Annotated in this window: 14 protein-coding genes; 2 read left to right on the forward strand and 12 right to left on the reverse strand. The window is 64.1% G+C overall.

The features are described from left to right. Positions 1–2 precede the first annotated feature (2 nt). The 11 genes from GC162_15470 to GC162_15520 form a co-directional block, all read right to left on the reverse strand. A complete protein-coding gene (locus GC162_15470) occupies positions 3–2123 on the reverse strand; it encodes a hypothetical protein (GenBank protein MBI1370039.1) in 2121 nt (706 codons plus the stop codon). A gap of 155 nt (positions 2124–2278) precedes the next feature. Next, positions 2279–3187: a prolyl oligopeptidase family serine peptidase gene (locus GC162_15475; GenBank protein MBI1370040.1), complete on the reverse strand. Its 909-nt coding sequence runs from the start codon at positions 3185–3187 to the stop codon at positions 2279–2281. A 30-nt stretch (positions 3188–3217) separates the two neighbouring features. Continuing rightward, the gene (locus tag GC162_15480) at positions 3218–3604 is read right to left on the reverse strand and encodes a hypothetical protein (protein ID MBI1370041.1); all 387 of its coding nucleotides are present in this window, start codon (positions 3602–3604) and stop codon (positions 3218–3220) included. A gap of 42 nt (positions 3605–3646) precedes the next feature. Beyond that, positions 3647–5113, reverse strand: coding sequence for a DUF1501 domain-containing protein (locus GC162_15485; GenBank protein ID MBI1370042.1), 1467 nt, complete (start codon positions 5111–5113; stop codon positions 3647–3649). Positions 5114–5118: 5 nt separating this feature from the next. Further along, positions 5119–8328 (reverse strand): DUF1549 domain-containing protein, encoded by a 3210-nt coding sequence (locus GC162_15490; GenBank protein MBI1370043.1) that lies wholly within the window; start codon positions 8326–8328, stop codon positions 5119–5121. Positions 8329–8370: 42 nt separating this feature from the next. Then, positions 8371–9123 carry a prepilin-type N-terminal cleavage/methylation domain-containing protein gene (locus tag GC162_15495; protein ID MBI1370044.1) on the reverse strand — a complete coding sequence of 251 codons (753 nt, stop codon included), beginning with the start codon at positions 9121–9123 and terminating at the stop codon, positions 8371–8373. A 43-nt stretch (positions 9124–9166) separates the two neighbouring features. Next, positions 9167–9871, reverse strand: a complete 705-nt coding sequence (locus GC162_15500) for a prepilin-type N-terminal cleavage/methylation domain-containing protein (GenBank protein ID MBI1370045.1) — start codon at positions 9869–9871, stop codon at positions 9167–9169. A 5-nt stretch (positions 9872–9876) separates the two neighbouring features. Beyond that, positions 9877–10773: a hypothetical protein gene (locus tag GC162_15505; GenBank protein ID MBI1370046.1), complete on the reverse strand. Its 897-nt coding sequence runs from the start codon at positions 10771–10773 to the stop codon at positions 9877–9879. Continuing rightward, a complete protein-coding gene (locus GC162_15510) occupies positions 10770–12686 on the reverse strand; it encodes a hypothetical protein (protein MBI1370047.1) in 1917 nt (638 codons plus the stop codon). Before GC162_15510 ends, GC162_15505 begins: the two co-directional genes overlap by 4 nt. Then, entirely contained in the window at positions 12683–14143 is a 1461-nt protein-coding gene (locus tag GC162_15515; GenBank protein ID MBI1370048.1) for a hypothetical protein, read from the reverse strand. The genes GC162_15510 and GC162_15515 overlap by 4 nt, the downstream gene beginning before the upstream one ends. Then, complete coding sequence (locus GC162_15520) at positions 14140–14667, reverse strand: sigma-70 family RNA polymerase sigma factor (protein MBI1370049.1); 528 nt, start codon at positions 14665–14667, stop codon at positions 14140–14142. Before GC162_15520 ends, GC162_15515 begins: the two co-directional genes overlap by 4 nt. 191 nt (positions 14668–14858) lie before the next feature. On the opposite strand from GC162_15520, the gene GC162_15525 reads away from it, so the two are divergent. Both GC162_15525 and GC162_15530 read left to right on the forward strand, forming a co-directional pair. Beyond that, the gene (locus GC162_15525) at positions 14859–16052 is read left to right on the forward strand and encodes an MFS transporter (protein MBI1370050.1); all 1194 of its coding nucleotides are present in this window, start codon (positions 14859–14861) and stop codon (positions 16050–16052) included. A gap of 65 nt (positions 16053–16117) precedes the next feature. Beyond that, positions 16118–18040, forward strand: coding sequence for an FAD-dependent oxidoreductase (locus GC162_15530; GenBank protein MBI1370051.1), 1923 nt, complete (start codon positions 16118–16120; stop codon positions 18038–18040). Positions 18041–18055: 15 nt separating this feature from the next. On the opposite strand, the gene GC162_15535 is transcribed toward GC162_15530, so the two are convergent. Beyond that, positions 18056–19570 (reverse strand): YifB family Mg chelatase-like AAA ATPase, encoded by a 1515-nt coding sequence (locus GC162_15535; GenBank protein ID MBI1370052.1) that lies wholly within the window; start codon positions 19568–19570, stop codon positions 18056–18058. Positions 19571–20166 lie beyond the last annotated feature (596 nt).

Consider the following 20166-nt stretch of genomic DNA (forward strand, 5'->3'; position numbering starts at 1 on the left):
CGTCAGTTCTTGGAAGGAATGTTCACATCCAGCGTCCGCGTCCAGACAATCTGGTGCCCCGCCACAACCGCATCCGCCACATCGCGCGCGCTGAGCCCGTAATCGAAGCCCACCGACGAAATCGCATCGACGAGATTCACCGGGATCATGCCCGCCTTGAGTTCGACGGTCACGTGGTATGGCCCGCTGTGACCTTTGAGCATCTTCGAATCAACGCGGTAGTTGGCCCACCGTTCGCCGCCGGGCTCGATGCCCATGCGGTGCTTGCGCGCATTGCCCGGATCGCCTGTCAGAATCGTCGACCGCGTCTGCGGACGAAGGAACGGCAAGGGGCTCAGCGAATAGTTGACGGCGATGACCTGCTCGCGCTCGCCGCCGCGGATGTTCGTCGTGAGGAATCGGCTCTGGAGACTGAAAAGCTGATCATCGAGCGGGCGCAGACCGTCATGTACGTACAACGAGTGCGTGTCGCGGACGTCGCCGTTGGGGTCCAGATCGCCCGACTCGAACACCGTGTTGCCGTCCTTGTCCGTCACGACGGTGTGGAGCCAGACGAGGCGCTCGGCGTCGAATCCGGTGGGCACGCCGTGCCCGTCGGTCCCGTTGGCGATGCGAATCTTGAAACGAAGGTCATCATCGCTCGCGGAGATGAGAATCGGATCGTCGAGCTTGTATCCGTTGCGCAGCAGTTTGAGCCGCTCGCCCTTGACCATATCCAGCAGCTTGAGACTCTGATCGATGATGGCCCGGCCGTCGTATCGGTCGTCGATCGTGCGCCAGCGTTCGGGGAACTTCATGTCCTTGGTGACCTTGTCCTCGAACGCATCGGTGCCCCAGCCGGCCTTGTAGTCGAAGGTCAACCACTGCCGGATCGTCGCCAGCCCCGGCGCCGTGGGGTCCTGCTTTTCGCTTTCTTCACGGATGGCATTGGCCGCCTGCGGGAAGAGCGCGGGGTGCAGCGCCGAGTAGTCGGGGCCGACGAACATGTGGTTCGACAACTTGCGCGGCGCGGTGGGCTTGCCGCCGACGACCGCCGCGGGGCCGATGTCGTAGTTGGTCTTCTCATCACCGCTGAACACGCCCGGCTCCTTGCCCATGTGGCAATCCTGGCAGGTCACGCCGTTCCTGGCGGCGGGCGAATTGAGATATTCGCTGTACGCCTCTTCGAGGCGGAACCCGTTGACGAGCGTGACATCGTGGCACGTCCCGCAGAATTTGGGCGAGACGATCGAAAAGAACCGCTTGGCCTCGCCATGAATCTTGCGGCCGTACTTCTTCGGATCGGGTGTCGCGCCGTTGGCGTGAATCACCTTTTGAATCTGCTCGTTGTTGCCGGTCGGACCGTAGACCGGCTGCGTCAGGTCGCCGGTCACGATCGGCAGTCGCCCGCTGATCTTGCCCAGCGATTCGTCGACGCGATGACAGACGATGCACGTGATGCCTTCGCGGCTCGTCGGATTGCGGTCGATGTTGGACATGAAGATCGGTTCGCTCAGATTCATGCCCACCGGCGTGTGGCAACGGATGCAAAAGTCGCCATTCGTCCCGTTGGTCTGCTTGAGCAGCGTGCCGGCGAAGGCGTTGAACACCGGGCTCATCTGCGCGTATGCATGCTGCGAGATCGACCACTGCCGATACTGCGTCGGATGACAGCCGGCGCACTGCGTCGCTGACGGGTACTTGTTGCGCGCGATCAGATCGGCGTGCACCTCCGCCGAACTCTTGCCTTCGTCTTCCTTGGCCGGCTCTTCATACTTGTCGCCCTTGTCGGCGGGCTTGGTGGTTTTGGCGGGCGGCGCGTCGAGCAGCAGGTCGTCGCTGCCGCCTTTCTTGGGCGCGGGCTTGGTGTCGTCGAGCAGCAGATCGTCGCCGCCGACGTCCTTTTTCATGGGCTTCTTCGGTTTGGCCGGCGCGTCGTCGAGCAGCAGATCGTCGCCGCCTTTGGGCGCTTCCTTCTTCGCCGCATCCTTCTTGGCGGGCTTGGCGGGCGTATCGTCAAGCAGCAGATCGTCCGCCGCGTAGGTCAGATGGCCGACCCCCTGCGCGACGATCACGAAAAGCATGACGAAAAAACTGACTTTCCATAGATCACGACGGTGACCGGTCCCTGATCGCTTCGACATGACTTTGTCTCCGGGGCGGAAAACCACCCGAACGGAACGGAATCAATAACTACCCTCGCACCATGACCACTGCAACTTCAGCGCCCATCGTAACGGTCACCCGAAACCGTCGCAACCATTTCCGTTGATTTTGCGCAATAATTACGGCTCTTTTTTTAGTCGCCGCTAATTAGGTTAAGCCCCTGCATCCAACGCACCAATAGCTCCGGCCAGAGATTGAGCTTCGGATCATTCGCCGCCAGCCCCACGCCGTGACGGCCCGTGCGGAAGATGTGCATCTCCGCCGGCACGCCCGCCTCGTGACACGCAATGTAGAACCTGACCGAGTTCATCACCGGCACCGCGCCGTCGTCGCTTGTGTGAAAAATGAACACCGGCGGCGTGTCCTTCGTGACCTGCTTCTCCGCCGACATCTCATCGACAAGCTCCTGCGGCGGATTGTCGCCGAGCAGATTCTTGCGCGAGCCCATGTGCGTGATCTTCTCGTCCATGCTCAATACGCCGTAGCACAACACCGAAAAATCCGGCCGGCACGACACGCGGTCGATCGGGTCCGCCGCGTTCGGATCGCCGGCGTCGTAGTGCGTCGTGACCGACCCAGCCAGATGCCCGCCCGCCGAGAAGCCCATCACGCCGATGCGCTTCGGGTCGATCTTGTACTGCTCAGCATGCGCGCGGACCCAGCGGATGGCACGCTGCGCATCGTGCATCTCGACCGGATGACGGTACCCCGTCGAGCCCAGCCGATACCGCGTCACGAACGCCGCCACGCCATGCGCCTGATAAAACCGCCCGATGTCCATGCCTTCATGTCCCATCGCCAGCCCGCCGTACCCCCCGCCGGGATACACCACCACCGCCGTCCCGTTCGCCTTGTCCGCATCGGGCAGGTACAGATCGATCGTCGGCGTATCGAGTTCGCCCTCGCCCTTCGCGTCCGGCGCGCCATCGGGCCAGAGCTTGATGCGCTCGATGCCCTCCGGCGGCGGACTCGCAGCACCAAGCCCCGCTTGCGCGATCACCGTCAACGTCATGATCCACATCAGCGTCAGTGCATTCCGCATATCAGTCCTTTCAAAAGGCGGCTCGCGCCGCTACGACTCGTCGACCCAGTGGGCCTCGTCGATGACCTCGATCACGTATCCGTTGGGGTCCCGGAAAAAGAATCGCTCAAACGGCGTCGGGCGGATCGGGTCCATCAGCTCCGCCCCGCGCGCGACAAGCCGTTCCTTGAGCGCGGGGAAATCGGGGCCGGGGTGGAACACCGCCAGGTGACGCCCGAACTCCGCTTCAAACGGCGAGGGTTCGAATCCGTCGACGCCGAGGATGTGAATCGCCTGGTTGGGTCCGATGCGGATCCACGCCGCTTCGATCGGCGTGTTGCCCGGAATTTTGATGCGCCGCCAGCGCAGCGTCGCCTCGTAAAAGGCGCACGTCCCCTCCACATCGCGCGTCGCCAGCGTCATGTGTGCGAAACTCATTCCGCGAGTCTACCGCTTCGCCGAGGGCTCACGCAAATTGCCTCAGGCATTGACCAGTTTCTCCGACACGTTGCCCTCGTTCATGTCGATGCGCTCGGGCCGGCCCTTGTGCAGATACAGCAGCTTCGTGTGGTCGAGCCCCATCATGTGGCAGATCGACGCATGAATATCGTGTACATGCACGCGATCCTGCACGGCGTGCAACCCGACTTCGTCCGTCGCGCCGATGACCCGCCCGCCGGGCAGGCCCGCACCGGCCATCCACATCGTGAACCCGGTCGGGTTGTGATCGCGGCCGTCGCCCTTTTCGCTCATCGGCGTCCGCCCGAACTCGCCGCCCCAGATGACCAGCGTCGATTCGAGCAGCCCGCGCTGCTTCAGATCGCGCAGCAGCCCGGCGACCGGCAGGTCCATCTCGCCGCACAGCTTCGTGTGATTGGATTCGATGTGCGAATGCGCGTCCCACTGACTGCCCGCCCCGTGATAAAGCTGCACGAAGCGCACGCCGCGCTCGACGAGCCGGCGCGCCAGAAGGCATCGCCCGCCAAAGGATTCGGTTTCCTTGCGGTCCATGCCGTACATCGCGCGCGTCGCCGCCGACTCGCCGCTGATGTCCACCACGTCCGGCGCCTCCGCCTGCATGCGGAAGGCCAGCTCGTAGCTGCGGATGCGCGCATCCAGCTCCGTGTTGTCCGCGTGCCGGTCGGCGAAGGACTGATTCATCGACGCGAGCATCGCCAGCTTGCTGCGCTGACGGGCATCGCTCACGCCGCTGGGCGACATGAGGTTGGGAATCGGCTCGCCCCCGCTGCTTAAGCGCATGCCCTGATACACCGCGGGCATGAACCCGGCGCCCCACATGCGCGGCCCGCCGACGACCTGCGCCTTGCCGTCGAGCATCACCACGAACGCCGGCATGTCCTGGTTTTCCGTGCCCAATCCGTAGGTGATCCAACTGCCCAGCGACGGCCGGCCCACGACCAGCGAGCCGGTGTTCATCTGACACACGCCGCCGGCGTGATTGATCCCGTCCGAGACGCACGAGCGCACGATCGTCATATCGTCGACGCACTCGGCGATATGCGGCAGCCAGTCGGACACTTCGATGCCGCTCTTGCCGTACTTGCGCCACTGACGCTTGGAAGCGAGAATCGGCGAGCCGGCTTCGCCCATCGCCGTGATGACCTTGCCGAAGCTCGCCGGCACGGGTTTGCCCGCCAGTTCGTTGATGAGCGGTTTGTGGTCGAATGTGTCGAGGTGGCTCGGCCCGCCTTCCATGAACAGGAAGATCACGCTGCGCGCCTGCGTCATAAAATGCGGCGGGCGGGCAGCGAGCGGGTTGACTGCGCCGCCGAGCGTCGATGATGCATTGGCCTTGTTGAGCCCGAGCAGATACGTCAGCGCCAGCGCCCCGAATCCCCCGCCGCCGCGCACGAGCATGTCGCGCCGGCTCATGGCGGGAACGTAGTGCGGTTGACGGAGCTTTTCATAATCATGGGGAGTCTTCATGTTTGTCACTCCACGTATACGAATTCGCTGGAATTCAAAAGCACATGGCAGAAATCGACCAGCGCCGCGTCCGACGCATGCGGGTCGCTTCCCTGATAGCCGGGGGCGAGCGTGCGGTCGTGGCCGGACTCGTCCTTAAGGACGCCCGGCTTGTTCTCGAATCGCCAGTACGCCACGGTGTCGGGCCGGCTGTGCGCCGAAGCGTTGAGCAGTTCATCGGCGCCGAGCACGCGGTTGCTGATGCGTACTTCGTCGATGAGTCCGTCCCATCCGCTGCTGCTGCGCCCGTTGCGCCCGCCGACGATCAGCGGGGATTTGGATGTGTATCCGCCGATGACTTTGTGCTCGACGTGCGCGGTCTGCATTTCGAACGTCGGGTCCGACAGATCGCGCAGATAGAACGTCACGCCGCCGGCCGATGCGTCATTGGGGTCGAATGCGAATCCGACGTAATACGGCCGGCCCAGTTCAAGGTGCAGCCCCGAGGCGAGCACTTCGTACTTGCGCTCGCCCTTGCCCGTCTGCCCCACGATCTGCACGATCAGATTCCGCGGCGTGTACGCCGACTTTTCGCTGGTCACGCCCAGCGACCAGCCCGGCTCGCCGTTGTCGCCGTTCCACTGCGATGCGATGATCCGCACCGCGGCGTTCTCGTAAAGCGAATCAAGCTGAACGACCGCTTCGACCGTCAACTCCTTGCTCGGCAGCGTCGGGTCGTAGGGAACCTCAAAGCGATCCTCCGCCATGCCGTTGCGGATGACGATCGCCTGTGTGCTTTCGCCGGGGAAGGGCTTGACGACGTAAGTCGACGCCTTGACCTTCCGATCCGTGATGACGTCTGTCTGCTGATTGATGAACGCCACGCCGATCTTGCGCTCGTCGGTGGTGGCGGATCGTCCGTAGGCCAGTCGATACGCCAGGTCTACTTGGGCCGCGCGATCGCCCGGGTGCGCTTTGCTGACACGTTCGGCCAGCGCCGCCGCCTGTTTGATCGGCCAGTCGCCGTTGAGCATGAGCAGCGCCTGCGAGGCGGTCGTCGTGACATTGCGCGTCGGCGTCGAACCAAGACCGTCCGCCCCGTCGAAGGCATTGAGCAGTTCGTCGGGCGTAAGCCGGCGATTCTGTACGTAAAGCGAGCGGCGGGGTTCATTGCCGCTGACGCTGCGCCCGCCCATGTCCTCCGACAGCGACCCGCTGACCATGAGGATCGCATCGCGGACCTGCTCCGCTTCGAGGCGCCGCGTGTTCATGCGCCAAAGGAGCCGATTGGACGGATCGATGCGGGCGGCAAGGTCGGGCGTGTCGCGCTCGGCGGTCTGCTGATAGGTGGCGGATAGGACGATGAGCCGGTGCAGGTCCTTAAGTGACCAGTTGTGCTCGATGAACGTGGCGGCGAGCCAGTCGAGCAATTCGGGATGCGACGGCGGCTCACCGAGCTTGCCCAGTTCGCTGGGCGTGATGACCAGTCCCTGCCCGAAATGCTCCTGCCAGATGCGATTGACGATCACGCGCGCCGTCAGCGGGTTCTTCGCGTCGGCGATCCAGTTTGCCAGCGCCGTCCGTCGGCCCGTCGACGCGCCGGTGCTCGGCGGATGGATGGCGGCGGGCTCGGGGTCGAGAATGCTGATGAACCCCGGTTCGATGACGCGATTGCGTTTGTCGCCGGGAATCGTCGTCGGCGGAGCGCTGGGGCCGATGTCCGTCGCCGTCATTGCCGACGGCAACTCGCCGGGCTTCAGTTCGTCGAACTCCTTGAGCTTCGCGTTGATCTCATCGCGCTTCTTCTTGTCCTCGTCGCCCCACTTGACGCGCTCCCGCTCGTAATCGACCTGCCGCCCGATCAGGTAGCACATCTGCTTCTCGAACGGCGTGCGCTCCGCTTCGGGCTTCTTCCACATCGCCTGAAGCTCCTCCGTGAACTTGATCACCGCCGTGTGCGCCGCCTTGTCGTCGTACTTCCGCTCCAGGGGCTCCAGTTCCGCGCGGAGCGAAGCGGTCTTCTCGTTCCACGCCGCCAGCTTCGCGTCATGCTTCTTCTTTTCCGCCGGCGTCACGGGCGCGACATCATCCCGCCAGACCACCGGCTCGAAAAACGCACGCAGCCGGTAATAGTCCTCGTGCAGGATCGGGTCGAACTTGTGGTTGTGACAGCGGGCGCAGCCCATCGACAGCCCCAGAAACACATCGCTGGTCACCGCCGTGATGTCATCGAGAATCGTGTTTTCCTGCAGGTAGCAGTCGCGCTGGTTCCATTCATACACGCCCAGCCGCAGATACCCCGTCGCGACGAGCGCATCCGGGTCGTCGGGCGCGATCTCGTCGCCGGCGATCTGCTCGCGGACGAACTGGTCATAGGGCTTGTCCGCGTTGAAGGACCGCACGACGTAATCGCGATAGCGCCAGATGTCGGGCCGGTACCCGTCCGCCCGGTAGCCGTCCGAGTCGGCGTAGCGCACCAGGTCGAGCCACTGTCGCGCCATACGCTCGCCGTACTGCGGGCTGGCCAGCAGGCGATTGACCACTTTCTCATACGCATTGGGCGACGTGTCTTCGACGAACGCGTCGATCTCCGCCATCGTCGGCGGCAGCCCGGTCAGATCGAACGTCACGCGGCGAATCAGAGCCGCGCGGTCGGCGGACTTGGCGGGCGTGAGCCCGTTGTCGATGAGCTTCTGATAGACGAAGCGGTCGATTGGATTGCGCGACCAGCCGTGATCGTCCATCTCCGGCGGCTCGGCTTTTCTGACCGGCTGAATGGCCCACCAGGCGCGGTCCTGCTCCGTGAACTGCGGGCCCGGTCGAATCGGGCCGGCGCCCGGCCAGGGCGCGCCGATTTTGACCCATCGCACCAGCGTCTGGATTTGTGCGTCGGACAGTTTGGGCTTGTCCTTGGGCATCTGAAGGTCGGCATCGACATGACGGATCGCGCGGATCATCTCCGACTTGTCGGGGTCGCCGGGCACGATGACCGGGCCGTTTTTCCCGCCGTTGATCATGCCCGCCAGTGAATCGAGCCGCAGGCCGTTGCGCTTCTTGTCGGGGCCGTGACATTCGTAGCAGTTGTCCGCCAGCAGCGGGCGCACTTCGTTTTCGAAAAACTTGATCTGCTCGGCGGTGGGCTCGGCGCGAACAGCCGCCGCGCCAAGCAGCGTCAGCACGCCGGCGGTGAAAAACCAATGCCAAATGCTCGTGCGATGTTTCATGCGTCTAACCATTCAATACCGTGAGGAAGCGCGGGGCAAACCCGAATCGGCAATTCACCACCAGTAGGCGCGAATTCCGGAGGGATTGCTCGCGGTGAAGGTATCCCGGACGATCATGTCGGCGAGCGGCTTCCATACCGCTGATCCATCCACCGACGCGACGTTGCCGCCAAGCGGAGGCCCGCCCGGGTATTGAGGGTGAGGCGGACAGGAGAAGCCGACGAAACCCGGCACGTACCAGTCGTTGGTGATGCTCAGCGTGACGTCCGCCAGCAGCATGCTGCCGGCCTTCGCGTCCACGAGATTCGACACGCGCTGCGGGCCGTTCGGATACGAGATGTACGTGCGGGGCGTGGTCTTGGGATCGAGAATCAGCGCGGTGCCGACGAAGTAGGAGGTCACGCGTCGCAGCGGCATGAAGTTCCGCCAACTGTTGTTGAATTCCCAGAATCCCTCGCGCGTAGTGTAGTAGTTGGTGTTGCTCTTCATGTAGCCGGGGCAGTAGAAGAGGCGCAGGTCGCCGTGCAGGTAGTTGTCGAGCATGTCCAGCGCGGGGTCCTTGCCCCACGAATGCAGCACATCGCTGTTCTGCGACGCGGTCATCGAATCGGGCAGGACGCCGTGGCTTTCGATGGCCCGGGTGATCATCGCCGCGGCGAACTGATGCTGCTGCGCGGCGCAGAGGGTGACGTTGGCGGTGTCGCGCGCCTTGGCGAGCGCGGGCAGCAGGATCGCGATCAGCAGCGTGATGATGCTCACCACGACAAGCAGCTCGATCAGCGTAAATGCGTTGGGTCTCGTGTTCATGTTGCTCATCACAAGATCATGCGATCCGAGTCGCAGCACCGGCTCACCACCAGAACTGCCATCCGCCGCGCGTGGCCTCCGGGGCCATGTCGCCGAAGTTTTTCCATTCCACGTGCCCGTCGAGATAGCCGACGTTCGTACCGGTGGGGCCATCGACGACGTCGTCGAAATGGTTGGAGCCCCGCGCCTTGTCGAAGCGGTACCAGCCCACGCCGCCGATCTGCCGGTTCAGGTCGGCCCAGAGCGTCTGATACATGGGTTTGTCGGTGACGCGGTCGGCGAAGGCGTCGCGCGTTCCCGCCAGATAGTTCCACATGCCAAACCCCTTCGGCGCCGCGGCGGTGTAGATGTATCCGAACACCGATTCGAGCGAACCGAAGTTCCAGAAGTCATCGCGGTTCCACCAGTCATCGTGATTCGACGGACAGTAGAACATGTCGCGCACCAGGCCGTAGGTCTTGAGCATGTAGTCCCGAGCATCGCGGTCGAACGTGTGCAGATTCGGCTCGGAAGGGAACATCCAGTTCGTGCCCCACCGGCCCGAGTCATTGTGCCAGTCCGGATACTGCCCGCGCCATTCGACGCTGTAGGCGATGCTCACCGTCGAAAGCTGCCGGATGTTCGCCGCACACGTGACGGTCTTCGCCGCGTCGCGCGCCCGCTTGAGCGAAGGCAGCAAAATCGCGATCAGCAGCGCGATGATGCTGACGACAACCAGCAGTTCGATCAATGTAAAGGCGCGTCTGATCATGTTCATCCGTGTCGGCGTCGGAGCGAAAACAGTCCTAGAAGTCCCAGACCCGCCGGAAGGGCGGTCGGCGTGGGCACGATCAACAGTTGACTGGCCGTGAGCACCGTGTTGGAGAGCCGCACTTCGTCGATCGCCCCGTTCCACGGACTCGACGAGCCGTTGAATGTACCGATGCGCAGGAACGTGTTGGAGTCGAAGAGGGAGGCGATGGTGTGGCTCTTGGTGACGACCTGAAGCGGGCCGCCATCGGTGAGGTTCTGGATGTAGAACGTCACGCCGGAGGCGAAATTCGATTCGTCGAACGACACGGCGACGTAGTAGTCCTTGTTGAGCGCGATGTCGATGCCGGAGACGACGACGCCGGCATCGGAGCCCGCGTCGCTGAGGCCGATGAACAGATCGTTTGCGCTGCCGGGATTGCCGCTGATGTCGCTCGTTCCCGCCACGCCGAAGGACCAGCTTCGCTGGTTGCCGCTGACGAGCCACTGCGAGGCGATGTACTGCGTGCCGGACGTGTTCGCCGTCTTGGTGATGAACGCTTCGGCGGTGAAGTCGTGCACCGTAAGGATCGGGGCGTCGGCGACGGCGAGGTATCCGCCGTTGGGGAAGGTCGCCGCTTTAGTGTTCGACTGCGAACCGCTGGGGACGGGATTGGGATACTTGGAGCCCGTTCCGCTACCCGGCAGGTTGTACTGCGTGACGGTCGGCGTCCCGGCGGTGCTCAGCGCCAAGCCGTTGCCGCTGTAGTCATCAAGAAAATCATTGTTGGCGCCCGCGGTCACCGTCGCCGCGCCTTCAAAGCGCCAATAGCCGACGGTCGCGCCGATGACCGGTGTGCCGCCCATGAAGGGCAGTGCGAAAAGCGATGCGACGATGAAAGTCCGTTGAACTTGCCTCATTGATCAATTCTCCAATGGCCGACGCGGCCGCGCCGACGCAACGTCACGATACCCATGAGCATCATCCCCGCCGACAGCCCCATCGGCGTCGGCACGGGGTATGCCTCCACGGTGATGTTGTCGATGCCGAAGCCATCCGAAGCGTTGGAACTGCTGATGACGACCTGATCGAACGCGAAGTCGGTCGAGAAGTAGAGCGTGGTCGCGTTGAGGTTGGGAATGTTGCGGACATAGTACGCCTGCAGCTCGCCGTCGCGGAAGAAATTGAAAGTGAAATCCGCCACGGCCTGGTCGGCGAAGACGATGCCGATCAGGTTGAGCGTATGATCAAAACTCAAGGTATAGATCTGCCCGCCGCCAAACGTCGTCGACGCACCGTCCTGAATGACCAGGAACTGCGAGCCGTTGTAGAACAGCGCCTTGTTGTCGGGTGTCGCGTTATTGAATGCGTCGCTGGAGCCGGCGCCGCCGGTCGCCGTGACGGTCAGGCCCAGCGTCGGGAACGAACCGCTGAGCGACTGACCATTGGAGAATGACTCGAAGTCCACGACCTGGGGGTCGATGAAGTCGCTCAGCGCCGCATCATGCACGGCGTCAAAGAGAATGTTGTCGATGCCCCATCCGTCCCCCGCCGCTCCGCCGGAGATCACCACGCGATCGAACTCGGCGGCGCTTTCGACGACGAAGCGCGTCGTGGCGACCTGGGCGATGCTCTTGGTCTCGGACCCGATGAGCGTCGCGCCGTCATACATGTCGATCGTGAAATTGCCGGCGACCTGGTCGGTGAAGCTCACGCCGAAGGCCTTGTGCCCGCGGGCGAAGTCGATGGTGAAACTGGTGGTTTCACCGAAGGTCGTCGTGTTCTCGTTGGCCTTGAGGATGAACATCTCGCTGGCGCTCGCGTACAGGGCCGCCCCGCTGCCGGCGTTGTTCTGCACGTCGGACCCGTTGGCGGCGACGGCGCTGACGCCGGAGATGCCCACATCGGAAAAGAGCGGCTCGGCGCCGGTGACGACGGTCTTATTGATCGCGTCATAATCGGAAAAGTCGATCGTGTACTCGCCGGTCACCGCGGCGGTCGAACTCTGATACGTCACAGGCACGACGTCGTACAGCTTCGTGCCGAGCTTCAGTTCGTCCACGGCCCACCGATCGTCGGACTCGTTGTTGGCCGTACGGATGCCGATGGCGGAAATGGTGTTCGAACTGGACCCGATCACGCCGGAGGAGTCGGGCGTCTGCAGCGCCGCGATGCTTCGCGCCGCCGCCCCGGCGTCAAACGCCCACAATTCCCACTTGTCATAGTCGTTGGCGTTCGTCGAGTTGCTGCCCTTGGACAGGTGCGCCACGATCAGGAACGCATTGGTCGACGTGCTGCCGCCGGCGGTGGCCCATGACGACGAATTGGAGTTGCTCAGCCGTGCGACGAACTGGTTGTTGTTGGTCGTCTCGTCGTAGACGCCGATATTGCCGACCGTACCGTGCCCGCCGCTGGTAGTGTTGTCGAGCCACCAGACCGCAAAATCGTCGAGCGCGCTGTTGTTGGCGGAGGAGCCGGCGGTGCGCTGGATCAAAAAGCTCATGTACAGATCATTGCCGCTGTAGCTCGAAGCGAGCGTCCGAGTGATCAGATTGTCGTTGTTGGTTCCCCCGATTTGAAGTGCCCGATCGCCCCCGTTGATCGAGTCGCCCTGCGTGAACGTATACGAGAGCGAACTGCCGGTCGTGTCGATGACTTGTTGGCCCGATACGGCGGCCCAGTTGGCGGACCACCCCGATCCCGAACCCTGCCCGTTGAGACTTGTCGCAGCCGTCAACCCCTCGAAAGACTCGTCCGCCAGCGGCGCCGCCCACGCTTGCGTCCCCATGAGCGCGATCAGCGCCCCCGCCCCGAACTTCATTCTCTTGCTCATTGCGATTCTCCTGTTTCGCGCTTCACTTTCCCCACGCCGAGGCGCGACGCCTCATCCGATTCATACACGCGCACATGACGGAACCACGCATCCGCCTTCCCGTGCGCATCGTCGTCCGCGAAGAACACGATCTGCTTCGCGCGGCCCTTGAAATGCTTGCCCATCGCCACACGGTACAACTGCCACTGCGACGGCGCTTCGTCGCTGTAATAGGCGCTGCTCGCGGACGGATGCTGCTTGTCGTGACCGGCCAGCAGCAGCATGTGCCTGCCCGTGCCGACGTTGTTATCGTCGTCCATCCCGATGCCGAGCATCTCGCCCGGCGCGTCGGAGCGGAACTCGAATTCGAGAATCGTCCGGTCCGTCACGTCATAATCGACGTCGATGTGCTTCCACGCATTGCCCCAGATGTGCAGCGTGCCGTCGCCGTCGAGGAGCGCCGCATTGGTCGGCTGACCCATGATGCCGTCCTGATTGGAGTACGACGGCAGGCCGAACGGCGGGAACATCACGCGCCCGCCGGCGTCGAGCGAATGCCAGGTCGTCGGAATCGGCGGGTCGAAGCGGCCGTAGTGATTATTGAATCGCGCGACCGTCGCCTCGTGCGGATCGAGCCGCACCGATTCGTCGTGATTGACGGTCACCAGCGCCGGCGCCCGCCTGGCGTCGCCCGGCAGCGTCGCCATCACCTTGCCTTCCATCACATGCACCTCGACCCGCCCCGCGTCGTCGACGTTGACGTCGAACACGGTGCCAAGATCGGTGATCGAAATGCCCGCGGCGTTGATGGTGAACCCGCTCGTGCCTTCCTGCACGGCGATCGTCACCCGCCCGCGCGTCAGTTCCATGTGCATCGCATCGATGAGTCGCGCCTGCACCTTGCCGATGAAGCTCACGTTCACGCCCGACAGCAGGTACACCTCCGACCGTCCGCCCTCGGAGTTCATCGGGCCGGCGCTGAGCGACTGGCCCTGCGTCAATGCTTCGTCGTCGCCTGCGGCGCCGGAGCGCCAGAGCGTGTCTTCGCCCTGCACGACGACGCCGACCGCCGGCCCGTCATCGTGATGACGCGCCGCCGTCGTATCCGTGTCGCGCTCGCCGCGCCATGTCTGCATCACGTAGCCGACGCTGACGATCAGCGCGATCGCCGCCGCCAGCGCCGTGATCGGCCGGCGCCATCGCGTCCGCGGCCGCAGCGCCGCTTCGTGCGCCGTCGAAACCGCCGAGTCGATCCGGCTCACCGTCGCGCGCCGCCGCAGCGACTCGCGCATCGACAAACGCTGCTCCGCGATTTTCACCAGCAGGTTCGCCGCCGTGCCGTCCGATGCGATCGTGTCCGAAAGCTGCGCGATGTCCGCGTCGCTCGCCGACTGATCGAGGTAGCGCAGAATCAGCTCGATCGTCGCGTCGCGGGCGTCGCCGGGCTGGGCTTCGAAAATTTCCATCGCATCGCTCATCGTGTATCCGTCCGTCGGCCGAGCCGCTCATCGACGCAGTCGGCCAGCGTGCGATGAATGCGGCTCAAGGCCACATAGATCGTGTTCAGTTTCCGCCCCACCTTCGCTGCCAGATCCGTCCCGCTCACGCCTTCGCCGTAGCGCAGTTCGACGAGCCGGCGGGCGTACGGGCTCAGTCCGTCAATGCAGTCGCGCAGCGCATCGGAGCGATCGCTTTGCTCGTGCGTCGCCGGCTGGGCCCAGACCTGTTCGAGTTTGTCGAGCACCGCATCGTTGAAAACGATCGGCCGGCGCGCCAGTTTCCGCACCGCCGCGATGCCGTGAAACCGAGCCGCCTGCCGCAGCCACGCCTCCAGATGCTTCACATCCGAAATCTCGCCTCGCTTCCGCAACACCGCCACGCTCACTTCCTGAAACACATCCTCCGCCAGGTGCTCATCGCGCACGATGACCTCCAGATACGACAACAGGGCGATCCGTTGTCGCCAAAGCTCGCGTACGATCGTGGCCTCATCCAGCGCCATGCATCTGCTCCATCCTTTAATAGCGCGCCGCCCGACGGACTTTACATGAGCGGCCCCAATAATTTTCCGCCGGCTTTCCGGCAGACCTATCCAAAGATAACATCAATGGTTACATCCCACCGCCGGCAAACGCCTCTTCGGAGCCGCTCATCGAACCCTCTGATCCATCCCCGGTTCCCCCGCCCTCGCCGATGGCCCGACTCATCGACTTCCTGGGCATCCGACGCAGCATCGTCGGCCTGCTGAGCATGGTCATCCTCGTCGGCCTCGGCGAGCACATGGCCGAGCAGTTCCTCCCGCTCTACCTCGTCGCGCTCGGCGGCGGATTCATCTCCGTCGGCTTCCTCAACGGCATGGACAATCTGCTGGGCGCGATCTACTCCTACTTCGGCGGATACCTCTCCGACCGCCTCGGCGACAAACGCGCTCTGCTTCTGTTCAACATCCTTTCGATGATCGGATTCCTGATCGTCGCGCTGATCCCGACGTGGCAGGCCGTGCTCGGCGGCGCGGTGCTGTTTCTTTCATGGACCGCCATCTCACTGCCTTCCACCATGAGTCTCGTCGCCCGCGTCCTGCCCAAGAACAAGCGCACCATGGGCGTGTCCGTCCATTCGCTCGTCCGCCGCGTGCCCATGGCGCTGGGCCCGATCATCGGCGGTGCGTGCATCGGCGTCTGGGGCGTCGAAGCCGGCGTGCGGATCGCCTTCGTGTTCGCGCTGGCGATGGCGATCGTCGCGGCGATCGCGCAGCAGGTGCTCATCGAAGACGATCCCAAACGCGACGCCCCGCCGGCGCGCCGCCTCGCATCCTGGTCCGACCTCGATGGCGATCTGCGGCGTCTGCTCATCGCCGACATCCTCGTGCGGTTCAGCGAGCAGATTCCCTACGCCTTCGTCGTCATCTGGGCCGTGGGCACCGCCGATCATCCCGGGCCGATCAACTCGCTCGAGTTCGGCGTCCTGCGCACGATCGAAATGGCCACCGCGATCCTCATCTACATTCCCGTCGCCTACCTCGCCGACCGCGGACACAAAAAGCCCTTCGTCGTCATCACCTTCATGTTCTTCACCGCCTTCCCCCTCGTGCTGCTGTATTCGCATTCGATGACGATGCTCGTGATCGCCTTCATCGTGCGCGGCCTCAAGGAGTTCGGCGAGCCGACGCGAAAAGCCCTCATCATGGACCTCGCCCCCGACGATCGCAAAGCCGCCGTGTTCGGGCTTTACTACCTGATCCGCGACGTGATCGTCTCCATCGCGGCGTTCGGCGGGGCGTTCCTCTGGCAACATTCGCCGGCGACGAATCTCCTCGCCGCCTTCGCCTGCGGCGTGATCGGCACCCTCTGGTTCGCCGCCTTCGGCCGCGATCTGAAGCGCGCGTGATCACACTCATTCGCAATGCGGCCGGCGATCGTCGGGTATGATCTGAAGTCACGAGGACACGCCGCATGCGATCAATCGTTCCCGCCGTCATCGGACTACTGCTGTGCCGGCTCGCCGCGCCGTGTTGGGCCGAGGCGCGTGTCGTCTCGGTCGATGTGTGCATCTACACCGCCACGCCCTCGGGCATTCTCGCCGCCGTCGCCGCGAAGCAAGCCGGTCGTTCGGTCATCATCGTCGAACCCGGCCGATGGGTCGGCGGCATGCTCGGCGCAGGCCTCAAACCCATGCAGGACTGCCCCAACTTCGCCGCCACCGGCGGCATGACGCATGACCTGCTCGCTTCGCTCGGTCAGCCCCACGATGACTCCCCGCGCCGCAGCACCAGCCAGCTCAACCCCCGCGACATCGAAGCCGACTTCGCCGCCCTGCTCCACCAGCACGGCGTCGAAGTGATCTTCGATCATCGCATCGCGTCATGCGACAAGCGCGGACCGACGATCGCCGCCGCCTTGTTCGACCGGGCCCCGTTCGACGAACTGGGCTGCCCGGTCGCCGAACCCACCGAGCGCGGCGACCTGCGCGTGACGGCGAAAGTGTTCATCGACGCCGGGTACGAAGGCGACCTGATGGCGGCGGCGGGCGTGTCGTATCGCACCGGGCGCGAAGCGGCGGACGCCTTCGATGAACCCTACGCCGGCGTGCAGCCGCCGATGGAACTCGCCCCGATCGACCCGTTCGTCGAACCCGGCCGCCCCGACAGCGGACTGCTCAAGTGGGTCGAGAACGATCACGGCAAGCCCCTCGGCGCCGCCGACGAATACACGCAGGCCTACAACTACCGCTACTACACCACCGCCGACCCCGACCATCGCATTCCCATCTCGCCCCCGCCCAACTACGCGCCCGCCGACTTCGAACTCGTCGGCCGATACGTCGCCTACCTCGTGCAGGCGACCGATGACCCGAAGAAGCTCCACGATCAACTCGTGGGCATCTGCCCGGGGTGGAGGAATTCGGGCGAATGGAATTATCAAAGGTCTTCGCTCTTTTCGATGGCGCCCGTCGGCGTGAGCCAGATCTACGCCGATGCAAACGCCGCCGAAAAGGCCCGCATCTGGAAGCTGCATCAAAACTATCTGCGCGGGCTCTTCGAATTCATGCGCACCGATCCCCGCGTGCCCCAAAGCTATCGCGATGAGCTTGCACAACTCGGTCTCGACGATCGCATCCACCCCGATACGCACGGCTGGCCGCACCAGCTCTACATCCGCGTCGCCCGCCGCCTCAAAGGCCGCTACACCATCACCGCTCACGACGTCTACAACAAACACAGCGACATCGATGACCCGATCGGCCTCGCCCAGTACGGCATCGACACGTACCCGGCGCGCCGCATCTGGATCGAGCGCGACGGACAAATCTTCGTCGGCCTCGAAGGAAAAATGTTCGTCGGCGGCAACAAGGGACCGACGAATGTGCCTTACCCGATCCCCTATCGCGCCATCACCCCCCGCGCCGACGAATGCACCAACCTGCTCGTGCCCGTGTGTTTCTCCGCGACGCACCTGGGCTACGCCTCGGCTCGCATGGAGCCCGTCTTCATGATCTGCGGCCAATCCGCCGGCATCGCCGCCGCGCAGGCAATCGCGCAAAACGCCGCCGTGCAGAACATCGACATGACCCAATTCGAATCCGCCCTTCAGCACGCCGGTCAGAAACTCCGATGGGACGGCCAGCGCGATCGATCGACTGACGACGACGCCGGCGACTCCGCCCTGACGTTCGCCCGCCTGCTCGGCGCCGCCGACCGCGATGGCGACAAGCGGGTTTCACCCGAGGAATGGAACGCCGACAAGCCCGGCTGGGAATGGCTCTTCGCCGTCATCGACACCGATCACAACCATCGGATCGACGCCAACGAGTACGACGCCTTTCAGAAGTACAAAGCGGCGCACCCCGACTGGCGGAAGCTGCGGCCGGCCCAATGATGCGAACATCGCGCGTCAGAATTTGCGATCCAGCAGCCGATACTGAATCGCCTCTCCGACATGGTCCACGCTGATCGCCTCCGCCCCGGCCAGGTCGGCGATCGTCCGCGCGACGCGACGCACCTTGTCGTACGCCCGGGCCGAGAGCCCCAGTTCCGTCATCGCACGCTGCATGAGCTGCGATCCCGCCGCGTCGAACACCGCCAGCTTGTCCAGCTCGCGCCCGCGCAGATGGCTGTTCGTCCGCAGCGGTCCGCCGTTGCGCTGCGACTGAATCTGCCGGGCGCGCATCACCTCCGAACGCATCGTCGCCGAGTTCGTCCCCGTCGGTTTCGTCGCGAGCTGATCGTACGGCACGCGCGGCACTTCGATGTGAATATCAATGCGATCCACCAGCGGACCCGACACGCGCGACAGATACTTGTCCATCTGCTGCTGAGACGCCTCGTCCGTCGCGAACTCGCCGCCCGGCGTCGGGTTCATGGCGGCGACCAACATGAACCGCGCCGGAAATCGAATCGTCGAATGCGCCCGCGCCACCGTCACGACCGCGTCTTCGAGCGGCTGACGCAGCGTCTCCAGCACGCCCCGCGGAAACTCGGGCATCTCGTCCAGAAATAGAATCCCGTGATGGGCCAGACTCACCTCGCCCGGCCTCGGAATCGCCCCGCCGCCGACGATGGCGGGGCTCGAAGCCGTGTGATGCGGCATCCGAACAGGACGACGCGCCATCAGCGACGTCCCACGCTCGATCAGTCCCGCCGCCGAATAAATCCGCGTCGTCTCCAACGCCTCATCCCGAGACAGCGGCGGTAAAATCCCCGGCAACGCCTTGGCCATCATCGTCTTGCCCGTCCCCGCCGGACCGATCATCAGCACGTTATGACCCCCCGCCGCCGAAATCGTCAGCGCCCGCTTGACCGCCTCCTGACCCCGCACATCCGCGAAGTCGATCTCCGCCGCCGTGTCGACAATCACACGCTCCGCATCCATCTCCGGCAACGGCTCCAGCGCACGCACATCATTCAGATGCCCCACCACGCTCGTGAGCGAATCCGCCGGATAAACCTCGATCCCCCCGACCGCCGCCGCTTCGGCGGCGTTGTCGAGCGGGACAATAATGCCCCGCACGCCCAGTTGCCGCGCCAGCATCGCCATGCTGATCACGCCCCGCACCGGACGCAGCCGCCCGTCCAGCGCCAGTTCGCTGGCCATGAGCAGGTCGCGATGATGCTGCGTCTCGATGGTCTGATTGGCGATGAGCAGGCCGACCGCGATCGGCAGGTCGTACATCGGCCCTTCCTTCTTCACATCCGCCGGCGCCAGATTCACCAGCAGCCGCGACACCGGAAAAGGAAACCCGCAATTCATCGTCGCCGCCCGGACGCGCTCAATCGACTCCTTCACCGACGCGTCCGGCAAGCCGACAATCGTCGTCTTCGTCAATCCTCTGTCAGCGACGTCGACTTCGATCTCGCACGGCGCAGCTTCGATCCCCTGGAGCACAAAACTATGAACCTGTGAAAGCATGGGCAGAGTGTAACAACGCCCCCCAGACCGGCAAGCCGACCGCCGATCCCTCCCGCAAACCGCCGCCGAACGCCCCCCTGTTCAGCGACGCCGCCTCCGGCGTGTTCTTCCCCACAACCCCACCCGCTCCGCCCTCAGCACGTTACGATCCACCTGCCGCAATTTCATACGTCCAGCCCAGCCCGAACACGAAAGACAAGTTGCTGATCGACGATCGTTGAATGTTCATCGCGTGACGCATGTTCGTTTGTATCATGTTTGCAGGATCGTCATTCGTGTCCGGGCAGGCCCGGAGCTACACCGGAGCCGGACCTACGGCACTTGACGGGTTAGAATGGTTGAACTACTACAAAAGAAGCCGCACTTGATGCGGGGGGGGATTCGTGGACTTCACACGCGCGTGCGGCGAGGTTGTGGATTGTGTTCGTGACGATCGAGGCGCGGGGGAGAAGCGGGGAGGAAGACCGGCCCGGGGGCGGGCCGGCTCGGAGAAGGCAGGGCTCGGAGAAGGCGAAGGCGGCTCGGAGCGGGCGGGACGCGGGGCGGATTCTGTTTTTGTCTTATCAGAGCCGGCCCGCCCTCGGGCCGGGGATCGC

The organism is Planctomycetota bacterium (assembly GCA_016125255.1).
GTDB lineage: Bacteria > Planctomycetota > Phycisphaerae > Phycisphaerales > Zrk34 > RI-421.

What these genes read in the sequence shown, in the direction of transcription:
- GC162_15470 (MBI1370039.1), bottom strand. Translation starts at nt 2,123, where the DNA reads ATGTCGAAGCGATCAGGGACCGGTCACCGTCGTGATCTATGGAAAGTC.
- GC162_15475 (MBI1370040.1), bottom strand. Translation starts at nt 3,187, where the DNA reads ATGCGGAATGCACTGACGCTGATGTGGATCATGACGTTGACGGTGATC.
- GC162_15480 (MBI1370041.1), bottom strand. Translation starts at nt 3,604, where the DNA reads ATGAGTTTCGCACACATGACGCTGGCGACGCGCGATGTGGAGGGGACG.
- GC162_15485 (MBI1370042.1), bottom strand. Translation starts at nt 5,113, where the DNA reads ATGAAGACTCCCCATGATTATGAAAAGCTCCGTCAACCGCACTACGTT.
- GC162_15490 (MBI1370043.1), bottom strand. Translation starts at nt 8,328, where the DNA reads ATGGTTAGACGCATGAAACATCGCACGAGCATTTGGCATTGGTTTTTC.
- GC162_15495 (MBI1370044.1), bottom strand. Translation starts at nt 9,123, where the DNA reads ATGAACACGAGACCCAACGCATTTACGCTGATCGAGCTGCTTGTCGTG.
- GC162_15505 (MBI1370046.1), bottom strand. Translation starts at nt 10,773, where the DNA reads ATGAGGCAAGTTCAACGGACTTTCATCGTCGCATCGCTTTTCGCACTG.
- GC162_15510 (MBI1370047.1), bottom strand. Translation starts at nt 12,686, where the DNA reads ATGAGCAAGAGAATGAAGTTCGGGGCGGGGGCGCTGATCGCGCTCATG.
- GC162_15515 (MBI1370048.1), bottom strand. Translation starts at nt 14,143, where the DNA reads ATGAGCGATGCGATGGAAATTTTCGAAGCCCAGCCCGGCGACGCCCGC.
- GC162_15520 (MBI1370049.1), bottom strand. Translation starts at nt 14,667, where the DNA reads ATGGCGCTGGATGAGGCCACGATCGTACGCGAGCTTTGGCGACAACGG.
- GC162_15525 (MBI1370050.1), top strand. Translation starts at nt 14,859, where the DNA reads ATGGCCCGACTCATCGACTTCCTGGGCATCCGACGCAGCATCGTCGGC.
- GC162_15530 (MBI1370051.1), top strand. Translation starts at nt 16,118, where the DNA reads ATGCGATCAATCGTTCCCGCCGTCATCGGACTACTGCTGTGCCGGCTC.
- GC162_15535 (MBI1370052.1), bottom strand. Translation starts at nt 19,570, where the DNA reads ATGCTTTCACAGGTTCATAGTTTTGTGCTCCAGGGGATCGAAGCTGCG.